The sequence below is a fragment of the Streptococcus mitis genome (assembly GCF_905187495.1).
In the GTDB taxonomy this organism is placed as follows: domain Bacteria; phylum Bacillota; class Bacilli; order Lactobacillales; family Streptococcaceae; genus Streptococcus; species Streptococcus mitis_CU.
Genome location: NZ_CAJJIB010000022.1, coordinates 37765 through 56312, shown reverse-complemented (window position 1 = coordinate 56312; position 18548 = coordinate 37765). Strand labels below are relative to the sequence as shown.

The window sequence follows — 18548 nt, the reverse complement described above, 5'->3', positions numbered from 1 at the left end:
TAACAGAAAGGAATTGAACCCGACCTAAATTCTCGGAAAAAAGATAAATCTGCCTAGGAGTATCGCTCCAGCGTCAGATTTCCTATTTTTCAGTTGAATTTTACGGTCTTGGTATCTTATATGAACAATACTGAATTTTATGATCGTCTGGGGGTGTCAAAAAACGCTTCGGCAGACGAGATCAAAAAGGCTTATCGTAAGCTTTCGAAAAAATATCACCCAGATATCAATAAGGAGCCTGGTGCTGAGGAAAAGTACAAGGAAGTTCAGGAAGCCTATGAGACTTTGAGTGACGACCAAAAACGTGCTGCTTATGACCAATACGGTGCTGCTGGAGCAAACGGTGGTTTTGGTGGAGCTGGTGGTTTCGGAGGTTTCGATGGGGCAGGAGGCTTCGGTGGTTTTGAAGATATCTTCTCAAGTTTCTTCGGCGGAGGCGGTACTTCGCGCAATCCAAATGCTCCTCGTCAGGGGGATGACCTCCAATACCGTGTGAATTTGACCTTTGAAGAAGCTATTTTTGGAGCTGAAAAAGAGGTTAAGTACAATCGTGAAGCAAGCTGTAGTACATGTAATGGCTCAGGTGCTAAGCCAGGAACAAGTCCAGTCACTTGTGGACGCTGTCATGGCGCTGGTGTCATTAACGTCGATACACAGACTCCACTTGGTATGATGCGTCGCCAAGTAACCTGTGATGTCTGTCACGGTCGCGGAAAAGAAATCAAAGATCCATGTACAACTTGTCACGGAACAGGGCATGAAAAACAAGCCCATAGTGTACATGTCAAAATCCCTGCTGGTGTGGAAACAGGTCAACAAATTCGCCTAGCTGGTCAAGGTGAAGCAGGCTTTAACGGTGGACCTTATGGTGACTTGTATGTAGTGGTTTCTGTGGAAGCCAGCGACAAGTTTGAACGTGAAGGAACGACTATCTTCTACAATCTCAACCTCAACTTTGTCCAAGCAGCTCTTGGTGACACAGTTGATATCCCAACTGTTCACGGTGATGTTGAATTGGTTATCCCAGAGGGAACTCAGACTGGTAAGAAATTCCGTCTACGTGGCAAGGGAGCTCCGAGCCTTCGTGGTGGTGCAATTGGTGACCAATACGTTACAGTTAATGTCGTAACACCGACAGGCTTGAACGACCGCCAAAAAGCAGCCTTGAAAGAATTCGCAGCTGCTGGTGATTTAAAAGTCAATCCAAAGAAAAAGGGATTCTTTGACCATATTAAAGATGCCTTTGAAGGAGAATAAAAGTAAAAAGAGCCGTTGGGCTCTTTTTGTCTTATCTTTGAAAATTTAGTGTCGAAAAATCATTTTCCAGTTAGCCTATTATTTATACTTTTGCTTGAGTAAGCCAGCTGCATCCATATCTTGGATGAGTTGCTTGATTTCCGCTTCTTTACCAGGCTTGATGGTAACGGTATCAATGTGTTTGATTGCTGAGTTATCCTGAATATCCACCAAAGTCAAGGCTTTTTCATAGAAAGCAATTCCCTTTTTTAGACTTTCCTGATCCCATAAGGTTAGAATTGTGTAAGAATAATTTGATTTCTTTCCGTTTTCTCGAAAATACTTCTCGCCTTCCTCCTCTAAAAATCGCAATAAACCATGATTGAATAAGTTGTCTTCTACTGAATGGTAGGAAATATCTCCTGTGTTTAGGACATAGACTTCAAGTTGATTTTTGGTGAGTTTTGGACTTTCTTTTAGGACAGGGTGAGTATTGATGACCTCATCTGAGAAAGTAACATAAAAATGTAAACCTCCGCCCTCGAATTCATAGTGTCCATCTGATTCTACTTTTTTAGGAGGGAGATCAAGGGAAACAAAGATTTGTTTGAGGGTGTTATTTCCCTTGTGAATGTCAATCGGTGAGGCTCTGAAAGCAAAAAACAGTACTAGAAATGCTAGGACCGCAAGAAGGCTAAGGCAACCACAAGGGATTAGGATGATCTGTGCCAGAATTTTAAAAAACTGTTTCATTTTCTTTCCTCTTTTTGTTTGGACCTGACAACCTAAAATGGATTTAAGGAAAGTTGATGGCTCTTTTTACTTATCTTCAGTTTCCTGTGTTTCTTTGATAACAGCTAGTCTAGTCTGGATATCCTTTTCCAAGACCTTAAACTTGTAAGTCAGGTCTTCTTGATATTCCTTGATGAGTTCTTTTTGCTGGTCAATGATTTGCAGGCTATTTTGGATAATATCTACATCGTCCTTGATAGCTTGAACGCGGTCAGTGGTATTCAAGACTTCATCTGTGATGGTTTGGCGATTTTTTGTGACCAGATAACTTCCGGCTACAGCTCCTGCAAATAGCAATAGATTGGATAATTTCATAGCAACTCCTTAGGCATTTTTGATGGTTTCAGCGACTTGAGCAAGTTTGTCAAAGTCAGGTTCGTGGGCGATAAAATCAATCTTGAGGTCATCGTCCGCACTGTAGCGAGGCACGAGGTGAACGTGGGTATGAAAGACGGTTTGCCCTGCGATTTCTTCACAGTTGGCAATGATATTCATACCAGCAGCCTTGGTAGCTTTCATGACTTTTTGAGCTACTTTTGGTACTTGGGCAAAGAGTTGGCTGGCGCTAGTAGCGTCCATTTCCAAGAGATTGCGATAGTGTTCTTTTGGCACGACCAAGGTGTGTCCTGGTGTCACTTGAGAGATATCAAGAAAGGCAAGAACTTGCTCATCTTCATATACTTTTGAAGCAGGAATTTCCCCTGCGATGATTTTACAAAAAATGCAATCTGACATAAAATCTACCTCTACTGTATTGAATTTTGATATAATATAGCTACATTATACCAGATTTGGAGAAAATATGTTAGAAATTAAAAACCTGACAGGTGGCTATGTCCATGTCCCTGTCTTGAAAGATGTGTCCTTTACTGTTGAAAGTGGGCAGCTGGTCGGTTTGATTGGTCTCAATGGTGCTGGTAAATCGACGACAATCAATGAGATTATCGGTCTCTTGACACCTTATAGCGGTTCTATCAATATCAATGGCTTGACCCTGCAAGAAGATGCAACGAGCTACCGCAAGCAAATTGGCTACATTCCTGAGACGCCCAGCCTTTATGAGGAATTGACCCTCAGAGAGCATATCGAAACGGTTGCCATGGCTCATGGTATTGAGCAGAAAGTGGCTTTTGAGAGAGTGGAGCCTTTGTTAAAAATGTTCCGTCTGGATAAGAAATTAGACTGGTTCCCTGTTCATTTTTCAAAAGGGATGAAGCAGAAAGTCATGATTATCTGTGCTTTTGTGGTGGATCCGAGTCTCTTTATCGTGGATGAGCCTTTCCTTGGTCTTGATCCGTTGGCTATTGCAGACTTGATTCAGCTTTTGGAAGTGGAAAAGCAAAAGGGTAAGTCTATTCTCATGAGTACTCACGTGCTGGATTCGGCGGAGAAGATGTGTGATGCCTTTGTCATTCTTCACAAGGGAGAGGTGCGTGCTAAGGGGAATCTCCTGCAACTGCGCGAAGCCTTTGATATGCCTGAGGCCAGTTTGAATGATATTTACTTGGCTCTGACCAAAGAGGAGGAGCTATGAAAGACTTGTTTTTAAAGAGAAAGCAGGCTTTTCGTAAGGAGTGTCTTGGTTATCTGCGCTATGTTCTCAATGACCACTTTGTCTTGTTCCTGCTTGTTCTGCTGGGCTTTCTAGCCTACCAGTACAGTCAACTCTTGCAACATTTTCCTGAAAATCATTGGCCTATTCTTTTGTTTGTAGGAACTACGTCTGTTTTACTTTTGCTTTGGGGTGGAATTGCCACTTATATGGAGGCTCCAGACAAGCTCTTTCTCTTGGTTGGAGAAGAGGAAATCAAGCTCCACCTCAAGCGTCAAACGGGCATTTCCCTAGTCTTTTGGCTCTTTGTCCAGACCCTTTTCTTGCTGTTATTTGCGCCCTTATTTTTGGCAATGGGTTATGGTTTGCCTGTTTTTCTGGTCTATGTGCTTTTATTGGGAGTAAGTAAATATTTCCTCTTTCGTCAAAAGGCCAGCAAATTTTTTACGGAAACTGGACTGGACTGGGACTATGTTATTTCTCAAGAAAGCAAGCGTAAGCAAGTCTTGCTTCGTTTCTTTGCCCTCTTTACGCAGGTCAAGGGGATTTCAAACAGCGTCAAGCGTCGTGCCTATCTGGACTTTATCCTAAAGGCTGTTCAGAAGGTGCCTGGAAAGATTTGGCAAAATCTCTATCTGCGTTCTTATCTGCGAAATGGAGACCTCTTTGCGCTCAGTCTCCGTCTGCTCTTGCTTTCCTTGCTGGCGCAGGTCTTTATCGAGCAAGCTTGGATTGCGACAGCAGTGGTGATTCTCTTTAACTACCTCTTGCTCTTTCAGTTGCTGGCGCTCTATCACGCCTTTGACTACCAGTATTTGACCCAACTATTTCCACTGAACAAGGGGCAAAAGGAAAAAGGCTTGCAGGCAGTGGTCAGAGGATTGATCAGTTTGGTCTTAGTAGTGGAATTAGTCGTCGGCCTTGTGACATTCCAAGAAAAACTAGCCCTTCTAGCCTTACTGGGAGCTGGTTTGATTTTACTAGTTTTGTATTTACCTTATCAGGTCAAACGTCAGATGCAGGACTAAAACTTGCTTATATGATACTAAAAAAGAAGTTGAGTTCAGTTTGTCTCAGCTTCTTTTTAGTTACTACAGGATAATGGTTGGTCCGTAGAGACTCAACTTGGTCTTGACTTGGTCAAAGTGGAAACGGTCATAGGCCCGCCAAGCGGCGCGAGTAGGAGCATCTGGATCAAGAGCGCTGAGTCCCATGAGAAGACTGGAAGTCTGGTAAAATTTTTCCAATTCAATCAAGACTCGATTATCCACTGTTTCAGCCTTGGCTAGAAAACCAAGAATAGAGTTTAATTGCTCCTGAAAGCGGACGTCGTCAGCGGTTGCCTGTTTGCATGTTTGGTAGGCTTTGTTTAAGTCAGTAATCAAAGTCTGAGCTCTTTTGATAGGGTCTGTATCTGTCATGAAAATTCCTCCTTTAATCTGGGTGCTAGTCTTGATTCTAGCAATTGTATTTTGATACTGTCAGTTTATCACTTTTATCTCCTTTTTCACCATAAAATCTTTAATTGCCCTTGAAATTTCCTGAATGGTACTGTTAAGATTTTATGATAAAATAGTGGTAAGATTATCATGATGTTGTAGAAAAATAGTCCTTTTAGGAGTTTTCAAAGACTGTTTAGGATTGGGTGGGCTTGTGTTAGACCTTTTCTGTTATTCTTTTCTTAGGAGGAGAATCCAATGAAACATATGATTATTCAGACACAGAAAACAGTCTATAAAGTAAACGTCGACGATATCTACTATATCCAAGCACATCCAACTAAAGCCCATACCGTACAGATTGTTACAGAAGAGGCTAGTTTTAATATGGTTCAAAATTTAAGTAATCTTGAGAATCAATATGGAGAAACCTTGATGAGGTGTCATCGAAATTGTTTGGTCAATCTTGATAAAGTAAAATCGATTGATTTTCAAGAAAGAATCCTTTTTCTTGGAGAAGAAGGTCAATACGCTGTCAAGTATGCTAGACGTCGCTATAGAGAAATTCGTCAAAAATGGTTGAAACAAGGAGAGTAAGAAGATGAGAATATTTGTTTTAGAAGATGATTTTTCCCAACAAGCTAGAATTGAAACGACAATTGAGAAACTCTTGAAAGAACATCATATCACTCCCAGCTCTTTTGAGGTCTTTGGCAAGACAGACCAACTGCTGGCAGAAGTGCATGAGAAGGGGGCGCATCAGCTATTCTTTTTGGATATTGAGATTCGAAATGAGGAGATGAAGGGGCTGGAAGTGGCTAGAAAGATTCGGGATCGGGATCCCTATGCCCTGATTGTCTTTGTGACGACTCACTCAGAGTTTATGCCCCTGTCCTTTCGCTACCAAGTGTCTGCTCTGGACTACATTGATAAGGCCTTGTCGGCAGAGGAGTTTGAATCTCGTATCGAAACAGCCCTTCTCTATGCCAATAGTCAAGACAGTAAAAGTCTGGCGGAAGATTGCTTTTATTTTAAATCAAAATTTGCTCAATTCCAGTATCCTTTTAAAGAGGTTTACTATCTCGAAACATCGCCCAGACCCCATCATGTCATTCTCTATAGCGAGACAGATAGGTTGGAATTTACAGCGAGTTTGGAGGAGATTCTCAAGCAGGAACCTCGTCTCTTGCAGTGCCATCGCTCTTTTCTCATCAATCCTGTCAATGTGGTGCGTTTGGATAAGAAAGAAAAACTGCTTTTCTTTCCCAATGGTGGGAGCTGTATGATAGCGCGTTATAAGGTCAGGGAAGTGTCTGAGGCTATCAATAACTTGCACTGAGTGAGGTGATGGGATGGAATTAGTTTGGAAGATCGTATATGTGTTTTTGCTATCTGGATTGGAATTGTTTATATTTTTTAAGGTGGATGGAATTGTTCTAACTCTGGAGAGAGTCTTTAAAGCTTTTCTTTTTAAGCTACTTTTAGTAGTTATTTTTGTAACGATTAGCTATATAGTAGGAAATAATTACCTATCTTATTTTGTGGAACCCTTGTACGGCATAGGCTTGTCTTTATTACTGTTAAGAGGACTTCCTAAAAAACTCCTTTTCTTTTATGGTCTCTTTCCAATGATATTGGTGAATCTCTTTTATAGAGGTATTTCTTATTTTGTGCTTCCATTTTTAGGGCAAGGGCATGTGTATGATGACCGCTCTTTTATTTGGTTATGTATAAAAATTTTCATTTGCTTTATTTCTCTAGCCTTTTTGAAATGGTTAGACTATGATTTTACTAGTTTGAGAAAGGAGATTCCCGATAAAGATTTTCAAAAGTCCCTGACTAAGATTAACTGGATAATGGGGGCTTACTATCTAGTGATGCAAAGTCTGTCTTATTTTGAATATGTACAAGGTATACAATCAACGACTGTTCGCCATTTCATTCTGGTATTTTATCTACTCTTTTTTATGGGGGTTATCAAGAAATTAGATACCTATTTGAAGGAAAAACTTCAGGAGAAACTGAACCAAGAGCAGACCTTGCGCTATAGAGATATGGAACGCTATAGTCGGCATATAGAGGAACTTTACAAGGAAGTACGGAGCTTTCGGCATGATTATAGCAACCTCTTGACTAGTTTACGTCTGGGCATTGAAGAGGAGGATATGGAGCAGATAAAAGAGGTTTACGACTCTGTTTTAAAGGATTCCAGTGAAAAATTGCAGGACAACAAATATGACCTGGGCAGATTAGTGAATATTCGTGATAAAGCCCTCAAAAGTCTCCTAGCAGGAAAGTTTCTAAAAGCCAGAGATAAGAAGATTGTATTTAATGTCGAAGTTCCTGAGGAGATTCAGGTCGAGGGAATGAGACTGCTTGATTTTCTAACCATTGTGTCTATCCTTTGTGACAATGCTATTGAAGCCAGTGCAGAGGCCAGTCAACCTCACGTTTCAATCGCCTTTTTTAAAAATGGAGCACAGGAGACATTTATCATTGAAAATTCCATCAAAGAAGAGGGCATCGATATTTCTGAAATCTTCTCCTTTGGAGCAAGCTCTAAAGGGGAGGAGAGAGGAGTTGGTCTCTATACCGTCATGAAAATTGTGGAAAGTCATCCTAATACCAGTCTAAATACCACCTGCAAAAATCAAATATTTCGTCAGGTTTTAACAATGATATCAATTGAATGATAACAAATAATAGAATCATTGAAAAATCAAATACTAGAATAAATATATTAAAACTCTACAATAAAACTTATAATATAAATGTTTCGAAAAGATTGGTTGTGTATTTTATGATTTTTAAGGTTCTTTTCTACCATTTATTAAGTCAATAAAGGTTTTAAGAAGAAATGAGACTAGACAGTAGCCATCCTGAGGTTACTGTTTTATTTTTTACAACAAAATAGGCTTTATAATATCTATAGGAGATTTACCCACTACAAATATTATAGAGCCAAGTTTTTTATCCAATACCACCTTGGATGATTACATTTGTTGATGATTTCCATACCTATTGGCTTGGTCTGGTATTTTAGATGTTAACATATCTAATATTGAATCTAACCACCATCCTCCACCTGTAATCTGGTTGAGTTCAGTAGTTGTTAGTTCTTGAAATGAAGTTAGGTTTTGATTCTTATCCATGTTATAATTCTCCTTTTTGATAAGATAATAAATAGTTCTAGAGTGTTATCTGAAAATTAATCAGAATGTGTTAAAATTTTATCTTTGAAATAATCAAAATATGTTTTCTTTGCAGTTACACTAGTGACGCGACCTTGTAAGCCGTATTGGATGAGTTTACTATCATTATTAGATAGTTTTGCAAGAGCGGTTAATTTAAAGAGATTTCCTTGCTCTGTTCTGGTAGGAGTTTGATCAATTGTCTGAAGTTGGCCGATGATGGTAATGCCGTGATTTCCAATCTTCTCCAGTTTTAATCTTACAGTTTGTCCTTTATCTAGTAGAGGTAGATAGTCAGAAGATACGTAGTAAGTGATTAGTACTTCTCTTGTATCTGTGATGATAGGGAATATTTGAGCAATTTCTGTACCAGTTGGAATTCTATTTTTACCTTCAAATTCGCTGTTCAGATGAATGATACCTTTATTTGGGGCGGTTAAGGTATTGTTTTCTAAGCGCTGTGTCGCTTGATCTAGCTGTACTTTTAATTCTGTTAATTGGTTCTCCACGGTTAGTTGTTGCTGTGAGGCTGTTTGTAAAAACTGAGTGCGGAGTACTTCAATTTTAGTTGCTAAACTATTATCATAAGTTGCTACACTTCCGATACCAGCTTGCTGAATTTTGAGGCTTGCGATAGATGATTCCAGACCTGCAATACTTTGGTTAATTTGAGATAAAAATGGCTCCTCTGCCGTTCCTTGTGTTTGTCCTTGTGAGGCTACAAGATAACGATTCAAAATTGACTGGTGTGGATTGCCAGTTGGCAAGCGAGCTCTGTTATTTATGATAGCATCTCTCAGCTCTTGATATTCTCCAATTTGTTGTTGAACTTTTGTAATTTCTTGTTCGATGGCTGATGAACTGCTATTGGCAAGATTAGCTTGATTTGAAACTTCGGTGTTAGTCTTTGTGATACCCAGTTCAATATCATGGGATTGTTTAGTAAAATTCATAAAGGTATTATGGTAGCCAAACTCATCCTCGCCAGAAAAAAGATCAGTCGCTGTTTCTAAGCTTTGTTTCAAAATTCCAAGTCCTTCTTTTTGCTTCTCAAGTCTTTGTAATTGAGTTTCTAAGGCAGTTTTCTGACTTTCTTCCATTGTTTCAGAGTATTTGATGAGTAAATCCCCTTTTTCAACTACTTGATTTGCCACTAAATGATTAGCAAGGATAGGATTATCACTGGTTGACTGAATGGATGCAATGACACTTGTAGGGGCGATTTCTCCTTGGGAAGTAACAGTAATTTCTTTTGTAGCAACAAGGGAGAAAATCAAGATGAAAGTAAATAGTAATGAAAGAGGTATAATTAACACTGTCGCATAGTTATGGTAACGTCTCTGATAAAACTCGACGCTTCTAAAAAGATTAGGATTCATGACATTCTCCTTATTTATTGAATAGATGATGGTAGAAACCTTGCGCCTGCATTAACTCTTGGTGGCTACCAACTTCAATGATTTTCCCCTGGTCAAGAACAATGACACGGTTGGTTCGTTCGGCTATACTGAGACGATGGGCTACAAAGAGAATGGTTTTATCAGTTAGGGACATAAGATTATCTATAACTTTTTTCTCAGTCAAGACATCAAGACCGCTAGTAGCTTCATCTAGTATTAAAACAGGAGATTTAGTTAAAAGAGCACGAGCGAGAGCGATTCGTTGCTTTTGTCCTCCTGATAGACCAGCTCCATCAGAGAGCTGAGTTTGATAACCCATAGGCATTCTTTCAATGTCTTGACGGATTTCAGCTAATTCGCAAGCTTTTAGAATATCTTCTTGGCTAATCATATGATTACCGCCCAAGGTTAAGTTTTCCAAAATAGAGCCATTAAAGATATAGGCTTGTTGGGGAAGGTAATTAATATGACGGCGCAAGACTTTTTTATCAATGTTTTTAATATCCTGATGATTGATGGAAATATGTCCTTTGTAAGGTTCAAAGAAATTGACAATCATTTTGGCTAAAGTTGTTTTACCAGAACCACTAACTCCAACTAGGCTAACCTTATCTCCTTGTTTAATCGTGAGATTAATACCTGTTAAGGTATCTCGTCCAAAACCATACTTATAAGAAAGGTCATCAAATTCAATATCGCCCATCAAAAAATGTGAATGAACAGGGTTTTCTTGAATTTGAAATTCAGATTCGACTAGATAGACTTCGTTCAAACGGTTATTAGCGACCTTCGCAGATTGGAGTTTGGTTTGGAGGTTGATAATATTTTCCATAGGAGTTGTAAAGTAAGAAAGAAGTGTGTTAAAGGTAATCAGCTGACCGATAGAAATTTTACTTGACATGACTAATTGAGCGCCAAACCATAGGATAAGGATATTCAGAACTAATTTTGTTCCCTGCTTTAAACTCGTTTGTAAAATAGAATATTTACTGAGTTTAAAGGATTTTTCCAAATAATCTATAAATTCGCTGTCTATATTTTGATAGCGATTTTCTTCACTTGTGAGCGACTTGATAGTTTCAATCCCGTTGATATCTTCGATAATGGCAGAGCTAACCATAGAATTACTTTGCATGACATCATGGTTCATTTTTTCGAAAGGCTTCATAAAAGAAAAGATGATGAACATGTATATAGGAATAGAAATAAGAGAAAGAAGGAAGAGATTAGGGTTTTGTGCCAGTAAGACGCCCCCTACAAGAATCAGAATAGAAACATCCAGAAAAAGAGAAAGAATAGTAGAAGCCAAGGCATCTATAATAGAGTTAGCATCTGTGAAGCGTGAAATGATTTCTCCTGTACGACGTGTCGCAAAGAAAGACATAGGAAGTTCAAAAATATGGCGAATATAGGATAAAATCACATCAATACTTAATCTTTGACTCAGAACAGTTAGGAGATAATCTCTGGAGAAACCCATGACTTGTTGGAGTATATAGGTAATAACCAGACCAACTGAGATGATTCCTAAAGTTGATTTCATCTGATTTGGAATGTATTCATCCAAGATTCCTTGAAGATAATAAGAACCACCTATATTGATAATCGTGACCAATAAGCTTGAGAGAACGATGTAAGCAATGAGAGATTTTTGTTTGAAAATCAGAGGAAGGAAGCTTAGTAGCCCATTCTTTTTATCTTTATGGGGTTGATAGCTGGGTTTGGGAGCTAGAAAAATAGCTACTCCAGTCCATTCAGAGAAAAAGCGTTCTTTTGACATTTTGGTGATTTTTACAGAAGGGTCAGGATCACCAATAACCAGATAGTCTTTCTTTGTTTGATAGACAACATAGTAATGTTGGAGTTTTCCTTCTTTGTTAACGTGAACGATAAATGGATAGGGGACATCACTCATGTCAAAGAGCGTTTTATCTGCTTGAACAGGTCTTGTTTCAAAGCCCATTTCATCAGCGGCTTTTACAATGCCAAGAGCAGTCGTCCCTTCTTTATTGGTCTTTGCAAGTTCTCTCAAGTGAGCTAGAGAAAAATCTGAACCATAGAATTTAGCAATCGAGGCTAAGGCAGCAACACCACAGTCTCTAGCATCTATTTGAGGAACAAATGTACGTTTATAAGAAGTCATTGGCAATTCCTTTCATATAGTAGATAGGTATATTATGCCATAAAAATAAGTTCATATTTTATGAAATCTTGAATAGTCATTGAAACTTCCTGAATGGTAAAAAAGTGATTAGAAGCTATCTATCTTTAAAAAGTTATAGAATATGCTTTGAAATAAAAAAGCTAATTCAAGATGTTTCGATGACAATTCAAGATTTGGATGAAAAATTTTAAAAAACAATGATATACTAAACTTGTCAAAGTTGCAACAGGACAAAAATTAAAAATAAAAAAGGAGTATTTGTCATGAATACAAAAATGATGGAACAATTTTCTGTTATGGATAATGAAATGCTTGCTTGTATAGAGGGTGGGGATATAAATGAAAATATTGGACATTATGACCCTAGTAACACTTTACCTAATCCTTATCCGTTTCCATTGAAAAACATGGGTCCATTTCCTGTCAGTGGTTATTGTCCACGTGGTTATCATGATATTGGGTATATAGGGGCAGGATTTCATTTATGTAAAATGGGATAGAAAAGCTATTAAGGGAGAATTGCTATGAAAAAACACGCTATTCTTTTCAAAACGAGTGCAATTCTTTCTTATTTATTTTTGTTTTTTGGATTGTTTTGGACAACCCAATTTTGGAGCAATTATTGGGAGTTCTCGTCTTGGGTAGGAAATCTTATCTGGATTCGAAACATCATCAGCCTTCTCTTTATCTGCTTTATGATTTGGATTTTGGTCAGGTCGGGCCATGCTTATCTCTTTCGTATCCCTAGAAAAAAGTGGTTGAGCTATTCCGTCCTGACGGTGTTAGCAGCTGTCGTGCTGATATGCTTTAACTATCTGACAGCTAAACACGTTCAGGGGACCAATGAAGGGTGGAATTTGTTTATTGCCTATAGTGAGACCAATTTTGCGGAGTTTGGTGTTTACCTAACCTTAATCGTACTAGGACCTCTGATGGAAGAATTGGTATGTAGGGGCCTGCTTCAACATGCCTTCTTTAAGAATTCGAGGTGGGGGCTGGATCTTCTATTTCCGTCATTCTTATTTGCCTTGCCCCACTTTTCTAGCTTGCCAAGTCTCGCAGATATTTTTGTCTATACGACAGTAGGCTGTCTATATGCCTGGCTGACACGTTATACTAAGAGTATCTATCCTTCTTATGCGATTCATATTGTTAATAATATTATAGCAAACTTACCATTTTTGCTCACTTTTTTACATAGGATATTTAGCTAAAAATAGTGGAGTAAAAATAATTATTGGGAAATGAAATAAAAACTGAACAGATTGATTGGGAAATCAAACCAATTTAATAATATTTTATAGATATTACTATACAGATATAGTTTTGAATCGATATAAGAAGTGAATAAAATTAGATTTCTGAATAATAGAATTTAATATTATTAATTTCTTGTTAGTTAATTGGAAAGATTGTGCTCTTTGAGTAATTCAAGACGTTTCGATGATAATTCAAGATTTGGATGAAAAATTAAAAACAATAATATACTAAGTTTGTCAAGGTTGCAACAAAACAAAAATTAAAAATAAAAAGGAGGTATTCGTCATGAATACAAAAACAATGTCACAATTTTCTGTTATGGATAATGAAATGCTTGCTTGCGTTGAAGGTGGAGATAATTCATACGGATTCTGGTATAGAGTAGGTAGTTTAGTAAGAGATGGATTCGATTTGTATGTTGAAAATCAAAGAAGATTGCATGCTATGTGTCCACTGTGTATCTAAGGAGATAATATCATGAAAAATAAAAATTTTGAAACTTTAAGTGCTGAAAAACTAATACAAGTTCAAGGAGGTGGAACTCCTTGGTGGACTTCCCTAATTCCTAATTACGACCAACTTCTTGGATCAATTTGTGGTTTCGTAGATGGATTTAGCAAATCTACAAACAGGGGACAATGCTAAAAAATCATCTAGACATTAAAGAAAGGTTAAACTATGAAGAACATAAGTTTTATCTTTATAAAAGTGCTTACTTGCTTTTTACTTACTTTTGCTATTCAAGTTGTACCATTATCTGTTGTTAGACGATTTTATGACGGAGTGATAGGAGAAGTATTCGGTGTAGGTGTCTACTTTTTATCTTTCTTTATATGTTTAACAATTATTGTATATCTTGTTAAGAGATGGGGGGATGAGACTACTTTAGATCGCTTACCAATCAAGTGGGTAGAATTGAGATGGATTATTTTTGCTTATCTGGCTAATCTAATTTTAGTAGTTAGTTTTATATTTTTTACTACCGTCCTTGGAAAAGCCCACGATAATACAAGTTCTTTGAGCTTTTTTCAACATTTTGAAACTAGTGGTTTCTTTTATACAGTTCTATTTTGGTTGTCAACTGCTTTTACTCAACCTCTTTTGGAGGAGATGCTCTTTAGAGGAATTATTTTAGGAACTTTAGAAAAATATTCTCCCATTTTTGCTGTCTTTCTTTCAGCTGTTCTTTTTGGATTTGCTCATGATGGAGAGATTATTTCTCAGCATCTTGTGACAGGACTTGTATTGGGTTGTCTTTATATAAAGCAAAGAAATCTATATTCCTGTGTAGTTGTACATGGCTTAATGAATGCTACTATTACGTGTCTCTTTTTATTATCTATTTAATCCTTAAATAACGTCACATAGCTACGTAACAGAGGTTATATACAGTGCTTTGAACTGTTAGCATAAGAAAGGAACAAAGAAATGAAAACTTTTCTTGATAAATACGGAACATCTTCCTTGCGAGAGTGCTACTAGGGCAGTTGCCCTTGCTTGTCTCTACTTATTTGTTTCTATCTCGTCAGTTTTTAAATTTTTCCTTAGTTTTCCAATTTCTTTTAGTGATTATTAACCTGGCTTCTATTTTGGTTACTGTTTATCTCACTATAGAAATGAGAGTTTGAAGATGATGATTTGGTTAGTCCTAGAACCAATCAACTTATGTTCATCGGCTTGACAGGATTGATGTCTATTATTTGTTTGTATAGAAGTATCACAGCAGGAAAATTCTACCAACAACTAATCGCTTATATTGGTGATATTCTCTGTTTGATTATTATGCTTTTTCTCATTTGGAGATTGAAGTATTATAAAAAGTAGAGCTTAATGAAGTATAAAGGGGTAAGTGTTTTCGAAATACTTACCCTTTTATAATGAATTTTTTGCAATTCAAGATGTTTCGATGACCATTTAAGATTTAGATGAATTTGTAATCTTAAATAAGGTAAGATAAAGATAACAAATGTAAAGGAGTATTCTTATGAAGAAACAAAAGATAAAATCGCTATTACTTGTACCACTTGTATTTGCATCTATTACTACGGGTGTTGTATATGCAGAAGAACAGCCTACTACTTCATCTATCCAGGCGAATGATGGTTCTCTTGTGGCACCAGATTTGCAATCAGGTACGGAAAATATGGAGCATAAACCTTCTGTTGTAACCCCAGAAGAGTATGAGAAGAATGTTACGGACTTTAAAAAGATAGATATTGAAGCCGTTCGTCAATCTTTTACGGAGGATCAGTTGGAACATACTATTTATTTTGGTAGAAAAACTTGCTCTCATTGTCGTCAATTTTCTCCTGAATTGAAAGAATTTAATAACTTGATTGAAAAGAAGTTGGAGTATTATGATTTGGATGGTAAGGATTTTGATGGGGAAGCGAGAGAGTTTCTATTTAAAAAAGTCGGTATTCCAGGAACACCAACAATTTTGTATTTAAAAAATGGACATCCGATATCTGGATGGGTTGGTGGCGGAGCAACTGCACAACAGGTGTATGATTATATGTACTCGAGAAACTCACCTAAGCAAACGGAGACAGTGAAATCTTCTGAGGAAACAGTAACTGAAAGTGTCCGTGATGGGAAAACCAGAAATGACAGCATGAGTATTAGTGATAAAGTTGTAAGCGATAGCAAAGGTATGAGTGATGAAAAAAGAACCGAAATGAAAATATCTAATGTTAATCCCAATTCTAATAGTGAAAATAGTGGGAAAGTGGAGAGTACAAATTCAACTTCTAAAGCTAAAACTACTCAATCTGACAATTTAGCAATGTTAGACAATAAGAATCAATTGGAAACTCCCAAACCTATTTTTGATGTTGCTCAAGAAAATAAAACTTCTTTAACTGATGTTAAGGATGCTGATTATGTAAGCGAATCTATTACTTCGAATGAAAAATTATTACCGAAAACAGGAGAGAAAGAAAGTTACCAACTGCTTCGACTGGCTGTCGCGTTTTTTATGGCTTCTGTAATGATTAAAGTGAAACAAAAAATTCATAAATAAAAATAGATGGTAAACAGGTGAAATGATACTATTTGTTTGTAATAACATATAGCTAGAATTTGTCTATAGACAAGAGTGAAAGGGCAAGTATGTTTTTAATGCTTGCTTTTTAAATTTTTTAACAATTCAAGACGTTTCGATGACAATTCAAGATTTGGATGAAAAAAATTAATAAACGATGATATACTAAACTTGTCAAAGTTGCAACAAGACAAAAATTAAAAATAAAAAAGGAGGTATTCCTCATGGAAACAAAAACAATGACTCAATTTGATGTTTTGGATACTGAAATGCTGGCTAGCATTGAGGGAGGAACTGATTGGGGAACAGTAGGAAAAGGAGCTGTCTATGGAGCAGGTATCGGAGTTGCTATGTGTGGGGTAGGAGGACTCCTTACTGGTGGTGCCACATGGGCTATGACTGCTGCCTGTGCTTGGGCTGGAGCTAAACTTGGTGGTTCTTTTACTGCAATTGCTGATAATATTTGGTCATAGAAGGGAATAGAAATTATGTTTAATTACAAAATAGTAGATAATCAAGAATTAAGTAATATTTCTGGAGGTGGATTGGGAGGAGATGTACTTGTAGGAGCCTTGTCGGGTGCATTTCAGGCAGGACAATCTTGTATTGCTGGAGGCCCCCAAGCTTACTTTATTTGCGCAGCAGGAGGCGCTATAGTAGGTGGCTTTGTAGCTTATGGATTGAGACCACCAAAATAGTTTTAAAAAGGAATGAGTGTTAATATGTTAAATGAAACTATGATTCAGCTTATACTCATTGCAATTTGTTGTGTGTACATTATTTTTAACACCAAGGCTGATAAAAACCAAAAGAGAGGATATCGTACAGCTTTGTACCTTTTCGTTATGGCTGGTATTATATCCTATATTATGAATTATTTGAACTGGTTAGATTTTTTCTTACTGATAACTCCGATAATGTGCCTATTTAAATTTGAAGATCAATGGAGTTAGCAACATTTGACACTTCAATAGGTTATTAACTATCCTTTGGCTCATTGTCAACTGTAATGAGTTGAAGAAAAGCTAAGATCAAGAAAGGACGAATTTCATCCTTTCTTTTTTAAGTACGACGGGCATGTCGTATATCTGAGGTGTAAGTCCTCGGTGGACACCTGCTACTGGTGAACCCAATAATGATTCCCAGGCCTGACTATCGTGAGGTAGCGAGGAGAGGAAGGCAGAAAACTAACCACTTTTAGAGGGTTAAATAGTAGTTAATGCATAGGTAAAAAAGCATGGTAAATAGTTAGTATTAGCGGAAGTAGAAAAGTTAAAAATGAAAGGAAAATTATCATGAGTAAGAATAGTAGAACAGAAAAAGCTAGAGTAACAGAAAGTGCAGATTTTGGAGCATATTTTTTAATTTTAGCAGTTGTAGCCGTCGGGGCGCTTGCTTATTTCTCAGAAGATTTTGGGCCAAGGTGGGCAAAAGTTATAGAAATAGTCGGAGCACCGTTTTCTTTAGGTTTAGGTTTTTTTGCTTTTGATAAAGGTTTTGAAATGCTGAACGATTATAAAAAGAATAAAAGAAAAGAAGACGACGAGGAAGAAAAAAACAACAATCAGAACTAAAAAATGTAAAATAAAGGGGTAAAAAATGGCAAGGAAAAAGAAGTTGCTTGGAGAAGAGTTTGGGAAGATGGTGTTGTCAAGGACGATAGCGACCTATAGAAAAAGCAATCAACGCTGAAAAATAACATTTTCAGATGAAAAGATGGAGGAGCTAGACAACATACTATCTAATGGAATGGGGTTGCTTGATGGAGTACAAGTAACGGTATTCTAACAGGACGAAAATAAAAAAAGCATTCCTCGTGAATACAAAAACAATGTTTCAATTTTCAGAAGCTAACAGTTAAGTTTGTCTTTGTCCAGTTTGACTTTTACCATAGTATGTGAGGTATATTAAATGAATAAGAAATCCTTTTTTATCATCTGTTCTACGTTGATCATAGCTTCGAATCTTCTCATGATTTCCGTGGTGAACAAGGGAGAAGAAACAGGGAGTAACCTGTTTGTGATTGCTATAGCCTGTGTTTTATTACCAGCTTTTTTATATGCGGTTGAAAACCGACTGACTTCATTGGTAAGAGTAGAATCAATACTCCTGATTCAGTTGACAGTTATATCCCTACTCCGTCTTATCAACAGAATAGGGAGTACGCCTGAAATCTTCAACATTATTATTACCCTTCTCGTTTTGGCAAGTGGGACAGTTGCTATCCTTGTTGCGATCATGAGAATATATGAGAACATACGGAAGTGAGGGTGAGTAGTTCTCTATTTTGTATTTTCAAATTGTCAAGTTTCCCCAGGGCAAGTATGTTTTCCATGCTTGCTTTTTTAAATTTTTTAACAATTCAAGAGGTTTTGATGACCATTTATGATTTGGATGAAAAAAATTAATAAACAGTGATATACTAAACTTGTCAAAGTTGCAACAGGACAAAAATTAAAAATAAAAAGGAG

At 37.2% G+C, this 18548-nt stretch carries 22 protein-coding genes and 1 pseudogene; 16 read left to right on the top strand and 7 right to left on the bottom strand.

Annotated elements, in window-relative coordinates; translation table 11 throughout:
• Nucleotides 1-120: 120 nt before the first annotated feature.
• The gene (gene dnaJ, locus JQ843_RS04215; RefSeq protein WP_045606381.1) at nucleotides 121-1257 is read left to right on the top strand and encodes a molecular chaperone DnaJ; all 1137 of its coding nucleotides are present in this window, start codon (nucleotides 121-123) and stop codon (nucleotides 1255-1257) included.
• Nucleotides 1258-1335: 78 nt separating this feature from the next.
• On the opposite strand, the gene JQ843_RS04210 is transcribed toward dnaJ, so the two are convergent.
• From JQ843_RS04210 to JQ843_RS04200, 3 genes are all read right to left on the bottom strand, one after another.
• Complete coding sequence (locus tag JQ843_RS04210) at nucleotides 1336-1989, bottom strand: hypothetical protein (protein WP_033687346.1); 654 nt, start codon at nucleotides 1987-1989, stop codon at nucleotides 1336-1338.
• A 66-nt stretch (nucleotides 1990-2055) separates the two neighbouring features.
• The gene (locus tag JQ843_RS04205; protein ID WP_045605614.1) at nucleotides 2056-2343 is read right to left on the bottom strand and encodes a hypothetical protein; all 288 of its coding nucleotides are present in this window, start codon (nucleotides 2341-2343) and stop codon (nucleotides 2056-2058) included.
• A gap of 9 nt (nucleotides 2344-2352) precedes the next feature.
• The gene (locus JQ843_RS04200; RefSeq protein WP_001278317.1) at nucleotides 2353-2763 is read right to left on the bottom strand and encodes an HIT family protein; all 411 of its coding nucleotides are present in this window, start codon (nucleotides 2761-2763) and stop codon (nucleotides 2353-2355) included.
• Nucleotides 2764-2830: 67 nt separating this feature from the next.
• On the opposite strand from JQ843_RS04200, the gene JQ843_RS04195 reads away from it, so the two are divergent.
• Nucleotides 2831-3562, top strand: a complete 732-nt coding sequence (locus tag JQ843_RS04195; RefSeq protein WP_033687348.1) for an ABC transporter ATP-binding protein — start codon at nucleotides 2831-2833, stop codon at nucleotides 3560-3562.
• Nucleotides 3559-4608, top strand: coding sequence for an ABC transporter permease (locus JQ843_RS04190; protein ID WP_203212974.1), 1050 nt, complete (start codon nucleotides 3559-3561; stop codon nucleotides 4606-4608). The genes JQ843_RS04195 and JQ843_RS04190 overlap by 4 nt, the downstream gene beginning before the upstream one ends.
• Nucleotides 4609-4671: 63 nt before the next feature.
• Here the strand turns inward: JQ843_RS04190 and JQ843_RS04185 are convergent, their stop codons facing one another.
• Complete coding sequence (locus JQ843_RS04185; RefSeq protein ID WP_203212973.1) at nucleotides 4672-5001, bottom strand: helicase BlpT; 330 nt, start codon at nucleotides 4999-5001, stop codon at nucleotides 4672-4674.
• Nucleotides 5002-5277: 276 nt separating this feature from the next.
• Between JQ843_RS04185 and JQ843_RS04180 the strand changes: the two genes are divergently transcribed.
• The 3 genes from JQ843_RS04180 to JQ843_RS04170 are packed head-to-tail and all read left to right on the top strand — an operon-like array spanning nucleotide 5278 to nucleotide 7712.
• Nucleotides 5278-5616 carry a LytTR family DNA-binding domain-containing protein gene (locus tag JQ843_RS04180; protein ID WP_084861871.1) on the top strand — a complete coding sequence of 113 codons (339 nt, stop codon included), beginning with the start codon at nucleotides 5278-5280 and terminating at the stop codon, nucleotides 5614-5616.
• Between the two features lie 4 nt (nucleotides 5617-5620).
• The gene (locus JQ843_RS04175; protein ID WP_203212972.1) at nucleotides 5621-6358 is read left to right on the top strand and encodes a response regulator transcription factor; all 738 of its coding nucleotides are present in this window, start codon (nucleotides 5621-5623) and stop codon (nucleotides 6356-6358) included.
• A gap of 13 nt (nucleotides 6359-6371) precedes the next feature.
• Nucleotides 6372-7712: a sensor histidine kinase gene (locus tag JQ843_RS04170; protein ID WP_203212971.1), complete on the top strand. Its 1341-nt coding sequence runs from the start codon at nucleotides 6372-6374 to the stop codon at nucleotides 7710-7712.
• A gap of 300 nt (nucleotides 7713-8012) precedes the next feature.
• Here JQ843_RS04170 and blpC read toward each other — a convergent pair whose 3' ends face one another.
• The 3 genes from blpC to blpA are packed head-to-tail and all read right to left on the bottom strand — an operon-like array spanning nucleotide 8013 to nucleotide 11753.
• A complete protein-coding gene (gene blpC, locus JQ843_RS04165) occupies nucleotides 8013-8171 on the bottom strand; it encodes a quorum-sensing system pheromone BlpC (protein WP_078141630.1) in 159 nt (52 codons plus the stop codon).
• 56 nt (nucleotides 8172-8227) lie between these two features.
• Nucleotides 8228-9589: a peptide export ABC transport accessory protein BlpB gene (gene blpB / locus JQ843_RS04160; RefSeq protein ID WP_203212970.1), complete on the bottom strand. Its 1362-nt coding sequence runs from the start codon at nucleotides 9587-9589 to the stop codon at nucleotides 8228-8230.
• Nucleotides 9590-9599: 10 nt separating this feature from the next.
• The gene (blpA, locus tag JQ843_RS04155) at nucleotides 9600-11753 is read right to left on the bottom strand and encodes a peptide cleavage/export ABC transporter BlpA (protein ID WP_203212969.1); all 2154 of its coding nucleotides are present in this window, start codon (nucleotides 11751-11753) and stop codon (nucleotides 9600-9602) included.
• 284 nt (nucleotides 11754-12037) lie between these two features.
• Here blpA and JQ843_RS04150 point away from each other — a divergent pair, with 284 nt between their 5' ends.
• The 10 genes and pseudogenes from JQ843_RS04150 to JQ843_RS04105 all read left to right on the top strand — a co-directional run bounded on the left by JQ843_RS04150 (nucleotide 12038) and on the right by JQ843_RS04105 (nucleotide 17651).
• Nucleotides 12038-12274: a bacteriocin class II family protein gene (locus tag JQ843_RS04150; RefSeq protein ID WP_203212968.1), complete on the top strand. Its 237-nt coding sequence runs from the start codon at nucleotides 12038-12040 to the stop codon at nucleotides 12272-12274.
• Between the two features lie 24 nt (nucleotides 12275-12298).
• Nucleotides 12299-12988, top strand: coding sequence for a CPBP family intramembrane glutamic endopeptidase (locus JQ843_RS04145; protein ID WP_203212967.1), 690 nt, complete (start codon nucleotides 12299-12301; stop codon nucleotides 12986-12988).
• A gap of 331 nt (nucleotides 12989-13319) precedes the next feature.
• The gene (locus tag JQ843_RS10000) at nucleotides 13320-13499 is read left to right on the top strand and encodes a bacteriocin class II family protein (RefSeq protein WP_306800717.1); all 180 of its coding nucleotides are present in this window, start codon (nucleotides 13320-13322) and stop codon (nucleotides 13497-13499) included.
• A 12-nt stretch (nucleotides 13500-13511) separates the two neighbouring features.
• A complete protein-coding gene (locus tag JQ843_RS04135) occupies nucleotides 13512-13679 on the top strand; it encodes a hypothetical protein (RefSeq protein ID WP_203212966.1) in 168 nt (55 codons plus the stop codon).
• Between the two features lie 33 nt (nucleotides 13680-13712).
• Nucleotides 13713-14381, top strand: coding sequence for a CPBP family intramembrane glutamic endopeptidase (locus JQ843_RS04130; RefSeq protein ID WP_203212965.1), 669 nt, complete (start codon nucleotides 13713-13715; stop codon nucleotides 14379-14381).
• An 81-nt stretch (nucleotides 14382-14462) separates the two neighbouring features.
• Nucleotides 14463-14858, top strand: a pseudogene (locus JQ843_RS09585) (immunity protein).
• Between the two features lie 160 nt (nucleotides 14859-15018).
• Entirely contained in the window at nucleotides 15019-16056 is a 1038-nt protein-coding gene (locus tag JQ843_RS04120) for a DUF6568 family protein (protein ID WP_203212964.1), read from the top strand.
• 245 nt (nucleotides 16057-16301) lie between these two features.
• On the top strand, nucleotides 16302-16550 hold the full coding sequence (locus tag JQ843_RS04115) for a Blp family class II bacteriocin (protein WP_033684777.1): 249 nt from the start codon (nucleotides 16302-16304) through the stop codon (nucleotides 16548-16550).
• Nucleotides 16551-16565: 15 nt separating this feature from the next.
• Nucleotides 16566-16775: a Blp family class II bacteriocin gene (locus JQ843_RS04110; RefSeq protein ID WP_033684778.1), complete on the top strand. Its 210-nt coding sequence runs from the start codon at nucleotides 16566-16568 to the stop codon at nucleotides 16773-16775.
• Between the two features lie 597 nt (nucleotides 16776-17372).
• Nucleotides 17373-17651, top strand: a complete 279-nt coding sequence (locus JQ843_RS04105) for a hypothetical protein (protein WP_000042207.1) — start codon at nucleotides 17373-17375, stop codon at nucleotides 17649-17651.
• The last annotated feature ends 897 nt before the right edge of the window (nucleotides 17652-18548 follow it).

Excerpts from the sequence above, each read along its gene's own strand:
- blpB (WP_203212970.1), bottom strand. The coding sequence starts at position 9,589 with ATGAATCCTAATCTTTTTAGAAGCGTCGAGTTTTATCAGAGACGTTAC.
- JQ843_RS04135 (WP_203212966.1), top strand. The coding sequence starts at position 13,512 with ATGAAAAATAAAAATTTTGAAACTTTAAGTGCTGAAAAACTAATACAA.
- JQ843_RS04205 (WP_045605614.1), bottom strand. The coding sequence starts at position 2,343 with ATGAAATTATCCAATCTATTGCTATTTGCAGGAGCTGTAGCCGGAAGT.
- JQ843_RS04170 (WP_203212971.1), top strand. The coding sequence starts at position 6,372 with ATGGAATTAGTTTGGAAGATCGTATATGTGTTTTTGCTATCTGGATTG.
- blpA (WP_203212969.1), bottom strand. The coding sequence starts at position 11,753 with ATGACTTCTTATAAACGTACATTTGTTCCTCAAATAGATGCTAGAGAC.
- JQ843_RS04190 (WP_203212974.1), top strand. The coding sequence starts at position 3,559 with ATGAAAGACTTGTTTTTAAAGAGAAAGCAGGCTTTTCGTAAGGAGTGT.
- JQ843_RS10000 (WP_306800717.1), top strand. The coding sequence starts at position 13,320 with ATGAATACAAAAACAATGTCACAATTTTCTGTTATGGATAATGAAATG.
- JQ843_RS04185 (WP_203212973.1), bottom strand. The coding sequence starts at position 5,001 with ATGACAGATACAGACCCTATCAAAAGAGCTCAGACTTTGATTACTGAC.
- JQ843_RS04130 (WP_203212965.1), top strand. The coding sequence starts at position 13,713 with ATGAAGAACATAAGTTTTATCTTTATAAAAGTGCTTACTTGCTTTTTA.
- JQ843_RS04150 (WP_203212968.1), top strand. The coding sequence starts at position 12,038 with ATGAATACAAAAATGATGGAACAATTTTCTGTTATGGATAATGAAATG.
- JQ843_RS04110 (WP_033684778.1), top strand. The coding sequence starts at position 16,566 with ATGTTTAATTACAAAATAGTAGATAATCAAGAATTAAGTAATATTTCT.
- JQ843_RS04105 (WP_000042207.1), top strand. The coding sequence starts at position 17,373 with ATGAGTAAGAATAGTAGAACAGAAAAAGCTAGAGTAACAGAAAGTGCA.
- JQ843_RS04195 (WP_033687348.1), top strand. The coding sequence starts at position 2,831 with ATGTTAGAAATTAAAAACCTGACAGGTGGCTATGTCCATGTCCCTGTC.
- JQ843_RS04200 (WP_001278317.1), bottom strand. The coding sequence starts at position 2,763 with ATGTCAGATTGCATTTTTTGTAAAATCATCGCAGGGGAAATTCCTGCT.
- JQ843_RS04145 (WP_203212967.1), top strand. The coding sequence starts at position 12,299 with ATGAAAAAACACGCTATTCTTTTCAAAACGAGTGCAATTCTTTCTTAT.
- JQ843_RS04180 (WP_084861871.1), top strand. The coding sequence starts at position 5,278 with ATGAAACATATGATTATTCAGACACAGAAAACAGTCTATAAAGTAAAC.
- JQ843_RS04210 (WP_033687346.1), bottom strand. The coding sequence starts at position 1,989 with ATGAAACAGTTTTTTAAAATTCTGGCACAGATCATCCTAATCCCTTGT.
- dnaJ (WP_045606381.1), top strand. The coding sequence starts at position 121 with ATGAACAATACTGAATTTTATGATCGTCTGGGGGTGTCAAAAAACGCT.
- JQ843_RS04115 (WP_033684777.1), top strand. The coding sequence starts at position 16,302 with ATGGAAACAAAAACAATGACTCAATTTGATGTTTTGGATACTGAAATG.
- JQ843_RS04120 (WP_203212964.1), top strand. The coding sequence starts at position 15,019 with ATGAAGAAACAAAAGATAAAATCGCTATTACTTGTACCACTTGTATTT.
- blpC (WP_078141630.1), bottom strand. The coding sequence starts at position 8,171 with ATGGATAAGAATCAAAACCTAACTTCATTTCAAGAACTAACAACTACT.
- JQ843_RS04175 (WP_203212972.1), top strand. The coding sequence starts at position 5,621 with ATGAGAATATTTGTTTTAGAAGATGATTTTTCCCAACAAGCTAGAATT.